The organism is Pseudomonas sp. RIT357 (assembly GCF_000632245.1).
Classification (GTDB): Bacteria; Pseudomonadota; Gammaproteobacteria; order Pseudomonadales; family Pseudomonadaceae; genus Aquipseudomonas; species Aquipseudomonas sivasensis.
This window is the reverse complement of record NZ_JFYX01000004.1, coordinates 119,989-134,826: the sequence shown is the minus strand read 5'-3', so window position 1 is coordinate 134,826 and position 14,838 is coordinate 119,989. Positions and strand designations below refer to the sequence as shown.

The window sequence follows — 14,838 nt, the reverse complement described above, 5'->3', positions numbered from 1 at the left end:
CTCAAGATTTCAATGCTTCGGCAAGATTCGCGAGTTTGCCGCGAATCGAGCCATCGATAACCAGGTCGCCGGCGCGAATGATGACACCACCAATAAGGGTGGCATCCTCCGCAACTTGCAGGCGCACTTCCCGGTCGAGTCGTGCACTGAGAACCTTGGCGAGTTTGTCTTGCTGTTCTTGGTTCAATGCAAAAGCACTGGTGACTTCAACGTCTACCGATTTCTCTTGCTCGGCCTTGTACAGGTCGAACAGAGCGGCAATCTCCGGCAGAAGCAGGAGACGGTCGTTTTCGGCAACGACGTGCAAGAAGTTCTGCACTTTCACATCAAACTTGTCGCCGCACACTTCAATAAAAGTGGCGGCCTTGTCTGCGCTCGTCAGTCGCGGGGCCTTGAGCACGCGCTGCATGGTGTCGTCTTGCGACACTGCTGCAGCCAGGCCGAGCATGGCTGACCAAGAGGCCAGCTGCTGGTGGGCCTGGGCGTGCTCGAAGGCTGCCTTAGCGTAAGGTCGGGCCAACGTGGTCAATTCTGCCATGATCGCCCTCGCTTAAATTTCAGCAGCCAGTTTGTTAACCAGCTCCGCGTGCGCGTTTTGATCGATTGTGGCACCCAGGATCTTCTCAGCACCGCCGACGGCCAGAGCACCCAGTTGGGCACGCAACGCGTCTTTGACACCGTTCAGTTCCTGCTCGATCTCGGCCTGAGCCTGAACCTTCACACGGTCAGCGTCGATACGGGCTTTTTCAACAGCCTCTTCAACGATCTGGTTACCGCGTTTCTTGGCTTGCTCAATGATTTCGGCTGCTTGAGCTTTCGCTTCGCGCAGTTGTTGACCCGCTTTATCTTGGGCCAACTCCAGGTCGCGAGCTGCTCGTGCTGCAGCGTCCAGTCCATCCGCGATCTTCTTCTGACGTTCGTGCAGAGCTGCGATGACCGGAGGCCATACGAACTTCATGCAGAAAACGACAAAAATCAAGAACGCTAAGGACTGACCAATAATGGTTGCATTAATGTTCACGCCAATACCTCGCTCATTCGTTGCACAACACACCAATCACTCGAAAAGACGAGTGATTAACCGGCGAGTTGACCAACGAAAGGGTTCGCGAAGGTGAAGAACAGAGCGATACCAACACCGATCATGGTCACGGCGTCGAGCAGGCCGGCGACGATGAACATTTTAACTTGCAGCATTGGAACCATTTCTGGCTGACGCGCTGCGCCTTCCAGGAATTTGCCGCCCAGCAGGCCGAAACCAATGGCAGTACCCAGGGCGCCCAGGCCGATCAACAGTGCAACAGCGATAGCGGTTAGACCAACTACAGTTTCCATCTTTCCTCCCGACTTTTACGTCGTATGGTTTAGGTTTTTTAGATTTTAAAGCGGTAAAACAAATCGTTTCATAGCCCTGGTGGGCCACCTTCCCGTTTCACCGGGAAGGACATCAGACTAGTCGAGACTGGTCTTAATGGTTCTCTTCGTGCGCCATCGACAGGTAGACGATGGTCAGCATCATGAAGATGAAGGCCTGCAGGGTGATGATCAGGATGTGGAACACAGCCCACGCCCACTGCAGAACAATGCCCAGGCCGCTAAGCCAGAGCAGGCCGCTGCCGAACATCACAGCGATCAGAATGAACACCAGCTCGCCGGCATACATGTTGCCGAACAGTCGCAGGGCCAGGGAGATCGGCTTGGCGATCAGGGTCACGAATTCCAGCAGGAAGTTCACCGGGATCAGCAGGGCTTGAACAAAGATGTTCTTGCTGCCGAACGGGTGCAGGGTCAATTCGCCGATGAAGCCGCCGATGCCCTTGATCTTGATGCTGTAGAAAATGATCAGCGCGAATACCGACAGGGCCATGCCCAGGGTAGCGTTCGGGTCAGTGGTCGATACGGCACGGAATGGAATATGCGGGTCGCCGGAAATCGCCATGGCCAACTGAGGAATCCAGTCAACCGGGATCAAGTCGACGGCGTTCATCAGGAACACCCAGACGAAGATGGTCAGTGCCAACGGTGCAATCACCGGGCTACGGCCATGGAAGCTGTCTTTCACGCTGCCATCGACGAATTCGACCAATACTTCAACGAAGTTCTGCAAAGCACCTGGATGACCGGAAGTCGCCTTCTTCGCCGCCATGCGGAAAATTAGGACGAAGATCAGACCCAAAGCGACCGACCAGCCCAGAGTATCCAGGTGGAAAGCCCAGAAGCCCATTTCTTTGGCTTCTGCTGCGGAGTGGGCAAAGCCCCAGCCGCCGTTGGGAAGCTGACCGAAGGTCAAGTTCTGCAAGTGGTGCTGGATATAGCCCGAAGCGGTTGTTTCTGCCATGGTTGCCTCAAACGCCCTAAGGTTTCGAAAGTCTTGTTTTCATTAGCAGGGGAGCGAACCAGCTGACCAGTTGGGTCAACACGAAGACGCCGAATACAGCCAGCGGCGCCAATGGCTTCACACCTGCAAAGGTCAGTGCAAACAGCACTGCCGTCAAAATCAGTTTCCCCGCCTCGCCGGCATAAAAAGACCGGACGATAGCCTGGGCTGCTCGGGCGCCGGAAAACCGAAAGGCCCTGTGAGCAAAATACATATTGGGCAGCAAGGCTATCAGGCCTCCGCAAAGTCCCGAATATCCGGCTACGACTCCATGCCAGTACCAAAGCGCCAATGCGGCGATTAGCAAAATGACAAATTGAGCCAATAAAACCGGAAAAACAGCCAAGCGATGGAAGGGCAACGTGTTTGGCGTGCGGGTTTCCATCACTCTTGCTCCTCAATAGTCGGCTGCCGGAAATCAATAACTTGGCATAATTTGTGCCGACAAAATGCGCGCAGAGTATAGGGGCGGTTCTGCCCCTATTCAACTGCCGGGTAGTGATTTCCGATCACACGCTACATAAGCAAATGTTTCAGCGGATGTGGGCAAGGACACCCTGAAGCTCATCAAGGGAGTTATATCCGATGACCAATTGCCCTTTGCCTTTCTTGCCGTGGCGAATTTGTACCGCAGAGCCCAGGCGCTCGGCCAGGCGCTGCTCGAGACGCGCGATATCCGGATCGGGTTTGGCCGTTTCGACCGGTGCAGGTTTGCCGCTGAGCCACTGGCGAACCAAGGCCTCAGTCTGACGAACGGTAAGCCCTCGTGCGACAACGTGTCGCGCCCCTTCAACCTGTTGATTTTCCGGCAAACCGAGCAAAGCACGGGCGTGGCCCATTTCCAGATCGCCATGGGACAACATGGTCTTGATGACTTCCGGCAAAGCGATCAGGCGTAGCAAGTTGGACACGGTGACGCGGGACTTACCCACCGCTTCGGCCACTTGTTGCTGCGTCAGCTGGAATTCTTGCTGCAGGCGCTGCAAGGCGATCGCTTCTTCGATCGGATTGAGGTCTTCGCGTTGAATATTCTCGATCAACGCCATGGCGATCGCCGTTTCATCAGGCACATCACGCACCATCGCGGGAATGGTCTCTTTGCCGGCCTGCTGACTGGCGCGCCAGCGGCGTTCACCGGCGATGATTTCAAAACGACCGCCACCAATCGGGCGCACCACGATCGGCTGCATCACGCCTTGAGCTTTGATCGAATTGGCCAGTTCCTCCAACGCCTGGGGATCCATGTCACGGCGTGGCTGGTATTTGCCGCGCTGGATCAAGTCCAGAGGCAGGTGCTGCAGCTCGCGCTCGTCGGCCTGCACCGCTTGTTCTTCAAGCGATGTGACGGTCGGACCACTCAACAGTGCATCCAGTCCACGTCCGAGACCTCGTTTCTTGACGGCCATGGGGATTCCTTAAGTTGGCTGGGCTGCAGCGGTGCGGGAGTTGCGGCGTTGGCGGCGAACCATCTCGCCAGCCAGAGCCAGGTAGGCGATGGCGCCACGGGACGATTTGTCATACGCCAACGCAGGCATGCCATAGCTTGGCGCTTCGGCCAAACGGATATTGCGCGGAATCACGGTGTCGTAAAGCTGCTCGCCGAAGTGTTCCTTGAGCTGTGCCGACACATCGTTCATCAGGCTCAGGCGCGGATCGAACATGGTCCGCAGCAGGCCTTCGATCTGCAGGTTTGGGTTGAGCAATTCGGCGATACGCTTGATGTTATCCACGAGGTCGCTCAAACCCTCCAGTGCGTAGTACTCACACTGCATGGGGATAATCACCCCATCGGCAGCCACCAACGCATTGAGCGTCAGCATCGACAGCGACGGTGGGCAATCGATCAAAATGTAATCATAGTTCTCGCGGATCGGCGCCAAGGCGCTGCGCAGACGGCTTTCTTTCATCTGCATTTCCAGCAACACCACTTCCGCCGCAGTCAGATCGCGGTTGGCCGGCAGCAATTGATAACCGCCATGCTCGGAATAGTGCATGGCCTGGGCCAGGTCACACTCGCCGATCAGCAAGTCGTAGACCGAGTTTTCCAGACCGTGTTTATCCACACCGCTACCCATGGTGGCGTTGCCCTGTGGATCGAGATCGATCAACAGCACCCGTCGCTTGGTAGCGACCAAGGATGCTGCGAGGTTGATGCAGGTGGTGGTTTTGCCCACGCCACCTTTCTGGTTCGCTATCGCGAATACCTTAGCCATTCTTGCTTGTGTTCCCAATCATGCCGTGCGGCGCAGTATCAGCAGATGGCGTTGGCCTTGGCAACCGGGTACGGCCAAGGCGTGTTCGCTATCGAGGTGGAAGTCTGCCGGCAATGCTAACAGCTCATCACTCGGATGGACGCCCTTCATTGCCAGCCAGCGGGTATCGCGGTCACCCAGGTGGCGTGTCCAGTTGCTGAAGTTCTCCATGCTGCTGAACGCCCGGGAAACAATTCCGTTGAAAGGCAATTCAGGCGTGAATTCTTCGACACGGCTGTGGATAACGTGAAGGTTATCCAGCTTGAGTTCGAGTTTGACCTGGGTCAGGAAGCGGGTTTTCTTGCCATTGCTGTCCAGGCAGGTCACTTGGGACTCGGGAAACAGGATGGCCAAAGGGATACCTGGCATGCCGCCGCCACTGCCCACATCCAACCAGCGACCGTTTTGAATAAATGGCATCACGCTCAAGCTGTCGAGCAAATGCCGGGACACCATCTCATCGGGATTGCGCACTGCCGTGAGGTTGTAAGCCTTGTTCCATTTGATCAACAGGGCTAGGTAGCCCAACAGCAACTCATGCTGGGCGGACGTCAGATCGACGCCCAATTGGCGTGCACCTGTGGATAACTCTTCGGCGTGTTGCAGGGTGACCAACGAACTCAAGCGCTTTGCTCCAACTGACGGCCCGCGCCGCGTTTTTTCAAATGAATCATCAACAGCGAAATGGCTGCCGGGGTGACGCCGGGAATACGTGAAGCCTGACCCAGGGTTTCTGGTCGAGTTATCCCCAGCTTGCTCTGAATTTCTTTCGAAAGCCCGGAAATCCCGGTGTAGTCGATATCCACAGGCAGCTTGGTGTCTTCACTGGCGCGCAGACGAGCAATCTCGTCCTGCTGCCGGTCAATGTAACCGGCGTACTTCGTCTTGATTTCGACCTGCTCGGCAACCTGTGGATCTTCTGCGCCGCCGCCCGTCACTTCGACCAAGCCAGCGTAGTCGATTTCCGGACGTGACAGCAGGTTCAGCAAGTTGTACTCGTGAGTCAGCGGCGTGCCGAATTTCTCGGCAATTGCATCACCTTGTTCGGTACCGGGGCGAACCCAAGTGCCTCTCAGGCGCTGCTCTTCCAACGCAATGCTTTCACGTTTTTTGCAGAAGGCTTCCCAGCGCACGTCATCGACCAGCCCCAGTTCGCGGCCTTTTTCGGTCAGCCGCAGGTCGGCGTTGTCTTCGCGCAGGATCAGACGGTATTCCGCCCGAGAAGTGAACATCCGGTACGGTTCCTGGGTACCCAGGGTAATCAGGTCGTCCACCAACACACCGATGTACGCTTCATCGCGACGCGGGCACCAACTGTCTTTGCCTTGTGCACGCAATGCGGCGTTGGTCCCGGCCAGCAAACCTTGGGCGCCAGCTTCTTCGTAACCGGTTGTGCCATTGATTTGGCCGGCGAAGAACAGCCCGCCGATCACTTTGGTCTCCAGGCTGTACTTCAGATCACGAGGATCGAAGTAGTCATACTCGATGGCATAGCCAGGTCGCACGATATGTGCGTTTTCCATGCCGCGAATCGATTGCACGATCTGGATTTGCACGTCGAACGGCAGGGAAGTAGATATCCCGTTCGGGTACAGCTCGTGAGTAGTCAGGCCTTCGGGTTCGATGAAGACCTGATGGCTCTCCTTGTCGGCAAAGCGGTGGATCTTGTCTTCGATCGATGGGCAATAGCGCGGGCCAATCCCCTCGATCACACCGGAATACATCGGCGAACGGTCGAGGTTCGCGGCAATGATCTCGTGAGTTCGGGCATTGGTGTGGGTAATCCAGCAACTCACCTGTTTGGGGTGTTGCTCCTTGGAACCCATGAACGACATCACCGGGATCGGCGTATCGCCCGCTTGCTCAGTCATCAACGAGAAATCCACAGAACGCCCGTCGATACGCGGCGGGGTTCCGGTTTTCAGGCGACCGACACGCAGCGGCAATTCACGCAGGCGTTTTGCCAAGGCAATCGACGGAGGATCACCGGCACGGCCACCGGAATAATTCTGCATTCCGATGTGGATAAGTCCGCCAAGGAAGGTTCCGGTGGTCAAAACCACAGATTCTGCGAAGAAGCGCAGACCCATTTGGGTGACAACGCCCTTCACCACGTCTTGTTCGACGATCAGGTCATCCGCTGCTTGTTGAAATATCCACAGGTTCGGCTGGTTTTCCAGGGTTTCACGTACAGCAGCCTTGTACAGAATGCGGTCAGCTTGTGCCCGAGTGGCGCGCACTGCCGGGCCTTTGCGGCTGTTGAGAACGCGAAATTGAATACCACCCTTATCGGTTGCCATGGCCATTACGCCGCCAAGGGCGTCGATTTCCTTGACCAGATGGCTTTTGCCGATACCACCAATGGCGGGGTTGCAACTCATTGCACCGAGGGTTTCCACGTTGTGCGTGAGCAACAGGGTTTTTACGCCCATGCGTGCTGACGCCAGTGCTGCCTCGGTACCGGCATGACCGCCGCCGATGACGATCACTTCAAAACGGGAAGGGAAATCCACCACGCACCTCGTGCCTGCTTAAGTAGGTAATTAGGAATTGATTGATTGAACTGGTTTTAGAGCTTTGGCGGCAAGTATAGGGACTTAGCCCTTCCTAAAGAACCCTTTGCACAAAATTTAACCAGCTGTGGATGAATCACAGACAATAGAAATTAAAAGAGAGAAATTTATTAAATCTTTGTTTTTATGTTTATTTCTACTGAGCATCATTTCTGTGGATAGATATCTGCAGGCCTTTATTTACGGTATGTACAGAGATTCAAAAGTCTGTGGTCATGTGCCAATGAGGCCCTTGGATAAGTACGCTAAGCCTGTGGATTAAACAGTCACTTATCCACAGAGGGGTTTTTACTCAGGTTTCAAGCCCTGTTATCAACTGGGTACAGGGGCGGTTATTCACAGGGCTTAATCCACAGAAATCGAGCAAACACGCTATACCGAGGTCACGGTGAAGCCACCGAAATCCTTCGACTCGGAAGTGAACAGCGTAAAAAGAGATCTATTGTGAGAAATCTGCAGTGCAGTTAATAATAGCGATTATCATTAACTTGCCCTCTCGCACCCTATGCCTACTCCTTCACACACGGTTGCCGTCCAGCATATTTACGAACAGCACCATTCTTGGTTGCACGGGTGGCTCAGAGGTAAGTTGCATAACGCCTGCGATGCGGCCGATGTCGCACACGATACGTTCGTGCGCATTCTTGGTGGGCGCCATGCGGCGCAGATCCTTGAGCCACGTGATTATCTGGCGACCATCGCCAGGGGGCTGGTAATTGACCGCTACAGGCGTCACGCCATTGAACAGGCTTATAAGCAAAGCCTGGCCGAGCGTCCTGATGCCACTGCCATCAGTGAAGAAGATAAGGCGATCATCATCGAAACCCTGGTGGCTGTGGATAAAGCTCTCGCCAGCTTGGGCGAACGCTCGCGGCGGATCTTCATGCTGTCGCAGATTGACGGCCTGACTTATCAACAGATCGCCGATCAACTGCAGGTGTCACTGACGACCGTGAAGAAGCACATGGTTCGCGCGTTGACCGAATGTTCAATGATCATGGCCTCCTTGTAATGGCAGCGCCTGATCGCAAGACCTTCGAGGCTGCCGCCGGCTGGTACGTGCAGTTTCAATCCCAGACGCCCACAGCGGCCGAGCGCCATGCCTGGCAGCAATGGCTCAACATCGACCCGTCCCATCAGGCGGCGTGGAATCAGATGGAGCAATTGCAACGCAGCCTGGGTGCCTTGCCCCAGGATTTCACTCGCCGCGCTTTGTCGGCCACACAGCAACGTCGCCAGGTGCTCAAGTGGATGCTGGTACTCGGCAGCACCGGTTACTTGGGGTGGAATGTTCAGCAACATAAGTCCCTGGGCAATGTTTGGGCCGATTTCCGTACACCTTTGGGCAAGCGCCGGCGCATCGAACTGGCCGACGGCACCCGGATTGACCTGAATACCCAAACCGCCATTGATGTGCTGTTCGACGGACGCCAGCGCTTGATACGCCTGCGCGAAGGCGAAGTTCTTATCCACACTGGCAAGTCGGGCGCGCAGATGCCCTTCTATGTTGAGACTCAGCAGGGTCGCATCCAGGCTTTGGGGACACACTTTACTGTGCGCCAACTGCCGGATTTCACACGGGTCGGAGTGCTGGAAGACCGCGTCAGCATTTCACCCACTGATCGACCAGACCTCAGCCGACTGCTTATTGCAGGCGAGAGTGCGCAATTCAATCGGCAAAGCGTAGGGGTAAGCCAACCTTACAGCGGGGCTGAAGCTGCTTGGGTCGACGGACAACTGATCGTGCTCGATGCCCGGCTCGGCGATGTGATCGACGAGCTCGGTCGTTATCGACCTGGGGTCCTGCAATGCGATCCAGCTTCGGCGCGCCTGCGGGTTTCCGGCACATTCCGATTGGATTCCACCGATGCGGTGCTGGCCAACCTGCAAGCGACGCTGCCGATCCAGGTCAATTACTTCACCCGTTACTGGGTTTCGGTGAAGCGAATCGGCTGAGCAAAAAAATAATCCACAGGGTTATCTTTTTTTTACCTGACGCGGCCCTACAGGTAATCACGACGCTACCTTCAGGGTTTATCCACCTATGCGCCTTCCTCCTAAGCTTCGCCAGCGACTCTCCTGCCACGGCCTGACCTACGGTTTGCTGCTTACCTCTACCGCCGCTGCCTGCGGGTTGTTATCAACAGGCGCCCTTGCAGCCAGCGTGGTGCAGCACTTCGCTATTGGCGCAGGTCCGCTCGACAGCGCCTTGAGCCAATTTGCGGCCAGGGCCAATGTGATCCTGTCCTTTTCGCCCCAGCAGACCGCTCATTTGAATACCCCTGGGCTTGAGGGGGACTATTCGGTGGAGCAGGGCTTTGCGCTGCTGTTGCAAAACTCGGCGTTAGAGGCTGTGGCTCAGGCGCCTGGTAGCTACATATTGCAAACGGCGCCCACAGGCGAACTGACCCTTGCGCCCACGACTGTAAGCACGGTTCAACTGGACGGTTTCAATCAGGAGATCGCCGGGGATGTGGGCTACAAAGCTCAAAACAGCCGGATTGGGACCAAAACCAGCACGCCACTGTCGGAAACACCGCGGTCGGTATCGGTCGTCACCGGTCAGCGCATCAAGGACCAGAAGTCCCAGTCCCTTACTGAAGTACTGGGCTACGTGCCGGGTATTTTCGCCCCGCCCTTCGCTGCCGGCGATAGTCTGGCCGGTGACCTGTTCTTCATTCGCGGTTTCAACGCCACAGACTATGGCTACGGCCTGCTGCGTGATGGACTACGTGTTCAGGGCAACCGGTACGACACCACCAGCGAGCCTTATGGCCTGGAGCGGGTCGAAATATTCCGTGGGCCTTCGTCGCTGCTCTACGGTGAAAATGCCCCCGGTGGCTTGGTAAACCTGGTCAGTAAACATCCAACCGCCACGCCGCAAGGCGAGGTACAACTGGGCTATGGTTCGAATAACCGCCGTCAGGTGGGTGTAGATATCTCCGGTCCGCTCAACGACAGCGGCGACATCCTTGGACGCGTGGTGATGCTGGGGCGTAAGTCTGATACCCAGACTGATCATGTGCCGGATGATCGCCTCTACGTTGCTCCCTCCCTGACCCTGAATTTCGACGACTACAACACCCTCACCCTGCTCGCCAGCTACCAGAAGGATCACACCAACCTGGAACTCGGCCTACCAGCTGCCGGCACGTTACTGACGAATCCCAACGGTAAGTTGTCCAAGCACACCATGCTCGGGAATCCAGACTGGAACACCTTCGAACGTGAAGCCTGGAGCACGGGGTATGAGCTCGCTCATAGCTTCAATGACGACTGGCAGTTCCGCCAGAACTCGCGCTACATGCAGTCGCGTATCAACCGTCACGAAACCTGGCCGGGCCAATTGAACAACGGCGGTTTCGGGACCCGGCTGAACATGAACGCCTACGATCGCGACAACAAGTCGATGGTTTATTCCTTGGATAACCAGCTGGAAGGCAAATTTCAGGTCGGCGGGCTGGAAAATACCCTGCTGTTCGGCGCCAGCTACGACCGCACTTCTTTCAATCAAGATTGGAATGCCGGGTTCGCCGGCACCATCGATGTGTATAACCCTGTTTACTTGCGCGACCCGACCACGCCTCTGGCAGTACAGAACACGTTGCTCGAACAGCAGATGAAAGGGGTTTATGCACAGCTGCAGAGCAAGTATGACCGCTGGTTATTCCTGTTGGGTGGCCGTCAGGACTGGGTCGAGAGTGATTTCCGCGACAAGGTCAACAAGGCCAGCGATACCGGCTCTGAAGATCGCAAGTTCACCTATCAGGGCGGGGTGATGTACCAGTTCGACAACGGCCTGACGCCGTATGTGAGCTATTCCACTGCATTCGTGCCGGTGCAGCAGATTTCCAACGCCGGTTCACCCTTGAAGCCGATTACCAGCAGCCAATACGAAGTAGGCGTGAAGTACGAACCGATCGGCTGGGATACGGCAATGACTGTGTCGGTGTATGACTTGCGCAAGGAAGACGATACCTACCTCGACGCCACCACTAACAGCTACCGCCAAGTAGGCGAAAGTCGGTCCAAGGGCGTTGAAGTCGAGGTCAACAGCAACGTCACGCCTAACCTGAATTTAACGGCGGCCTACACCTACACTGACGCTCGAATCACTAAGGACTCCGCTACTTCTCTGGTCGAAGGGCACCAACTGACCGGGGTGCCGCGGAATCAGGCGTCTGTATGGGGCAAATACCGATTCCTCGACAGTCAGCTCAAGGGGTTGTCCCTGGGGGCGGGCGTGCGTTATTTCGACAGTACCTTTTCCTACACCGCGCCCACGCTGTACGGAAAATTGGACGCGGGAAGCGTCACCTTGGTGGATGCATCCGTTGGCTATCAGTTCGACAAAAACTGGTCGGTTGATGTGAATGCCAAGAACCTGTTCGACAAGGAATATGTATCCGGTTGCAACGATGCAGGGCGTTGTTACTGGGGTGACAGCCGTACCTTGCTCGGTACGGTGTCCTACAACTGGTAAACCATTGTGGATAACGTTGCTATTTACCGATGCAGAAGCTGGAAAAGATCCGTCCCAACAAATCATCGGAGCTGAAGGCGCCGGTGATTTCCCCCAGCAGCTGCTGTGCCTGACGTAGATCCTCGGCCAGCAGCTCCCCTGCCCCCGCCAAGGTCAGCTGCGCGCGTCCGTGCTCAAGGGCCGCACTGGCATGACGCAGTGCCTCCAGGTGCCTGCGACGCGCACTGAAGCTGCTTTCTGAGGTCTGCTCGTAACCCATGCAGGCCTTGAGATGGTCGCGCAGCAATTCCAGGCCATTACCCGCCGACTTGGCGCTCAGGCTGATCGTGACGTGGCCATCCTCACCCATTTCAAGGGCGATGGCTTCGCCTGTCAGGTCAGCCTTGTTGCGGATCAAGGTGACGTTAGCCGGGTCAGGTCGTTGTTCAAGAAACTCCGGCCAAAGGGCAAAAGGATCCGCAGCCTCAGGCGCAGTGGCATCAACCACCAGTAATACGCGGTCTGCTTCACTGATGGCTTTGAGGGCGCGCTCTACGCCGATCTTTTCCACCTGGTCATCGGTATCGCGCAAGCCTGCGGTGTCAACCACGTGCAGCGGCATGCCGTCGATGTGGATATGTTCGCGCAGGATGTCCCGGGTGGTGCCGGCAATCTCGGTGACGATGGCAGCCTCACGTCCGGCCAAGGCATTTAGAAGGCTGGACTTACCCGCGTTGGGGCGACCGGCAATGACCACCGTCATGCCATCGCGCAGCAAGGCGCCTTGCCCCGCTTCACGCAGCACTGTGGATAACTCCTCGCGGACTTTATCCAACATTGCCAATACGTGGCCATCGGCGAGGAAGTCGATCTCTTCCTCAGGAAAATCAATCGCCGCCTCTACGTAGATGCGCAGGCTGATCAATTGCTCGGTCAAGTTATGCACACGCAGGGAAAATGCCCCCTGCAGCGAACGCAACGCATTGCGTGCGGCCTGTGCGGAACTCGCTTCGATCAGGTCCGCGATAGCTTCGGCCTGGGCCAGATCGAGCTTGTCATTCAAAAACGCGCGTTCACTGAACTCACCCGGCCGGGCGAGACGGCAGCCTAATTGCAGGCAACGCTGCAGCAGCATATCCAGGACTACAGGACCACCGTGGCCTTGCAGTTCCAGGACATCCTCACCGGTGAAAGAGTTAGGTCCAGGGAAATAGAGGGCCAGACCCTCATCCAATACGCTGTGGTCTGCATCCAGAAACGGGCCGTAATGGGCATACCGCGGTTTCAATTCCCGGCCGCTGATGGCCTTGGCTGCCATGCCGGCGAGGGGCCCGGAAATTCGAACGATACCCACACCGCCGCGACCTTGAGCGGTTGCGACAGCAGCGATGGTTTCACGAGGAGCGCTCATCAGCAGGTTCCAGAACAAAAGTGACGGAAAGCAAAACGCCCCACTAGGGGGCGTCTTGAGTGGTTATCCACAGAGTAAATTACGCCTCGGCTTTTTTGGTAGCCGCTTCGATTTTACGTGTGATGTACCACTGTTGAGAGATCGACAACACGTTGTTGACCACCCAGTACAGAACCAGACCAGCTGGGAACCACAGGAAGAAGAAGGTGAAGATGATTGGCATCATTTTCATCACTTTAGCCTGCATCGGATCCGGCGGTGTTGGGTTCAGACGCTGCTGGATGAACATGGTCGCGCCCATGATGATCGGCAGGATAAAGAATGGGTCCTTGATCGACAGATCAGTTATCCACAGCATGAACGGTGCCTGGCGCATTTCCACGCTTTCCAGGAGTACCCAGTACAGCGATAGGAACACCGGCATCTGCACCAGAATAGGCAAGCATCCACCCAACGGGTTGATCTTCTCTTTCTTGTACAGCTCCATCATGGCCTGCGACATTTTCTGCCGATCATCACCATGCTGCTCTTTCAACGCGGCCAGTTTCGGAGCTACGGCACGCATGCGAGCCATCGACTTGTAGCTGGCAGCCGACAGTGGGAAGAAGATCCCCTTGATCAGCATGGTCAGGAATATGATCGAGAAGCCCCAGTTACCCACAATGCTGTGGATATGTTGCAGCAGCCAGAAGATAGGCTGGGCAATGAACCACAGAATGCCGTAATCCACAGTCAGTTCCAGACCTGGGGACAACTCTTTCAGCACGGCCTGGCTTTTCGGGCCGGCGTACAGGGTAGCGCTGGTTTCAGCCTTGGCACCTGGAGCGACGGTCAACGCCGGGCCAGTAAAGCCAATGATGTAGTTACCTTGGCTGTCTTTACGGGTTTGAACCAGGTTGGCTTCACCCTTGTTCGGGATCCAGGCGGTCACGAAATAGTGTTGCAACCAGGCAACCCAGCCGCCTTGGACGGTTTCTTTCAGCGCGCCTTTGTCGATATCTTTCATCGACACTTTTTTGTACGGCTCGTTACTTGTCCACAGGGCTGCGCCCAAGTAGGTAGCGGTACCAGTAGCGGTGCTGGAAGAAGGATCGGAGCTGCCATCACGCTTGAGTTGGGCAAACAAATTGCCGCTCCAAGGTTTTTCGCTGGTGTTGTCGATCAGGTAAGTGACCTTCAGGTCGTACAAACCGCGAGTGAAGCTGAAACGCTTGATGTAGTTGACGCCGTCGAGGCTGAATTTCAGGTCGACGTTCAACTGGTTTTGGCCATCCGCCAGTTGATAAACCTTCTTTTCGGTCGAATAAACCGGACGACCGGTAGCGCGGGCATCCGGACCATTAGTGCCGGTCAGACCGCTTTGCGCCAGATAAGTACGTTCACCACCGTTATCGAACAGTTGGAACGGTACATCCGGATGGTCTTGGCGACGTGGATACAGCGGCAGTTTCAACTGCGCGATATCACCACCTTGTGGGTCGATAGCCAAGTCGAGCACATCCGTTTTCACGAGGATGAGGTCTTTATTGGTGACCACTGGCGTTTCTAAAGGGGCGCTTGTCTCGCCATTCGCGCTGGGAACATCTGCACTCGCGGACGCATTGGTACCCAGCGGGGTGTCCGGAATAGCCGGCGCAGCCTGATTGGTAGCAACATTCTGAGTCGGCAGGGCAGCTTGGCCATAATCCTGGTTCCACTTAAGAACCATGACGTAGGACACGATTGCCAGGGCGACGATCAGGATCGTGCGTTTAATATCCATG

Annotated in this window: 14 protein-coding genes; 3 read left to right on the top strand and 11 right to left on the bottom strand. The window is 56.0% G+C overall.

Annotation, left to right across the window (positions count from 1 at the left end; all coding sequences use genetic code 11):
• Position 1 precedes the first annotated feature (1 nt).
• The 9 genes from BW43_RS21500 to mnmG all read right to left on the bottom strand — a co-directional run bounded on the left by BW43_RS21500 (position 2) and on the right by mnmG (position 7,142).
• On the bottom strand, positions 2-538 hold the full coding sequence (locus BW43_RS21500) for a F0F1 ATP synthase subunit delta (protein ID WP_032885165.1): 537 nt from the start codon (positions 536-538) through the stop codon (positions 2-4).
• A 12-nt stretch (positions 539-550) separates the two neighbouring features.
• Positions 551-1,021 (bottom strand): F0F1 ATP synthase subunit B, encoded by a 471-nt coding sequence (locus BW43_RS21505; protein WP_008439543.1) that lies wholly within the window; start codon positions 1,019-1,021, stop codon positions 551-553.
• Positions 1,022-1,077: 56 nt separating this feature from the next.
• A complete protein-coding gene (atpE, locus tag BW43_RS21510; protein ID WP_002555987.1) occupies positions 1,078-1,335 on the bottom strand; it encodes a F0F1 ATP synthase subunit C in 258 nt (85 codons plus the stop codon).
• 133 nt (positions 1,336-1,468) lie between these two features.
• Entirely contained in the window at positions 1,469-2,338 is an 870-nt protein-coding gene (gene atpB / locus BW43_RS21515) for a F0F1 ATP synthase subunit A (protein WP_032885163.1), read from the bottom strand.
• 16 nt (positions 2,339-2,354) lie between these two features.
• Entirely contained in the window at positions 2,355-2,762 is a 408-nt protein-coding gene (locus BW43_RS21520) for a F0F1 ATP synthase subunit I (protein WP_010565865.1), read from the bottom strand.
• Positions 2,763-2,910: 148 nt separating this feature from the next.
• Positions 2,911-3,783: a ParB/RepB/Spo0J family partition protein gene (locus BW43_RS21525; RefSeq protein ID WP_016970690.1), complete on the bottom strand. Its 873-nt coding sequence runs from the start codon at positions 3,781-3,783 to the stop codon at positions 2,911-2,913.
• Positions 3,784-3,792: 9 nt separating this feature from the next.
• The gene (locus BW43_RS21530; RefSeq protein ID WP_032885161.1) at positions 3,793-4,590 is read right to left on the bottom strand and encodes a ParA family protein; all 798 of its coding nucleotides are present in this window, start codon (positions 4,588-4,590) and stop codon (positions 3,793-3,795) included.
• 18 nt (positions 4,591-4,608) lie between these two features.
• A complete protein-coding gene (gene rsmG, locus BW43_RS21535; RefSeq protein WP_032885159.1) occupies positions 4,609-5,253 on the bottom strand; it encodes a 16S rRNA (guanine(527)-N(7))-methyltransferase RsmG in 645 nt (214 codons plus the stop codon).
• Positions 5,250-7,142, bottom strand: coding sequence for a tRNA uridine-5-carboxymethylaminomethyl(34) synthesis enzyme MnmG (gene mnmG / locus BW43_RS21540; protein ID WP_032885197.1), 1,893 nt, complete (start codon positions 7,140-7,142; stop codon positions 5,250-5,252). The genes rsmG and mnmG overlap by 4 nt, the downstream gene beginning before the upstream one ends.
• 565 nt (positions 7,143-7,707) lie before the next feature.
• Between mnmG and BW43_RS21545 the strand changes: the two genes are divergently transcribed.
• From BW43_RS21545 to BW43_RS21555, 3 genes are all read left to right on the top strand, one after another.
• The gene (locus BW43_RS21545; RefSeq protein WP_032885157.1) at positions 7,708-8,214 is read left to right on the top strand and encodes a sigma-70 family RNA polymerase sigma factor; all 507 of its coding nucleotides are present in this window, start codon (positions 7,708-7,710) and stop codon (positions 8,212-8,214) included.
• Entirely contained in the window at positions 8,214-9,158 is a 945-nt protein-coding gene (locus BW43_RS21550) for a FecR domain-containing protein (RefSeq protein WP_032885156.1), read from the top strand. Before BW43_RS21545 ends, BW43_RS21550 begins: the two co-directional genes overlap by 1 nt.
• A gap of 88 nt (positions 9,159-9,246) precedes the next feature.
• Entirely contained in the window at positions 9,247-11,685 is a 2,439-nt protein-coding gene (locus BW43_RS21555; RefSeq protein ID WP_032885155.1) for a TonB-dependent siderophore receptor, read from the top strand.
• 19 nt (positions 11,686-11,704) lie between these two features.
• Here BW43_RS21555 and mnmE read toward each other — a convergent pair whose 3' ends face one another.
• Both mnmE and yidC read right to left on the bottom strand, forming a co-directional pair.
• Complete coding sequence (gene mnmE / locus BW43_RS21560; RefSeq protein ID WP_032885154.1) at positions 11,705-13,075, bottom strand: tRNA uridine-5-carboxymethylaminomethyl(34) synthesis GTPase MnmE; 1,371 nt, start codon at positions 13,073-13,075, stop codon at positions 11,705-11,707.
• Positions 13,076-13,154: 79 nt separating this feature from the next.
• The gene (gene yidC, locus BW43_RS21565) at positions 13,155-14,837 is read right to left on the bottom strand and encodes a membrane protein insertase YidC (protein ID WP_032885153.1); all 1,683 of its coding nucleotides are present in this window, start codon (positions 14,835-14,837) and stop codon (positions 13,155-13,157) included.
• Between the last annotated feature and the right edge of the window lies 1 nt (position 14,838).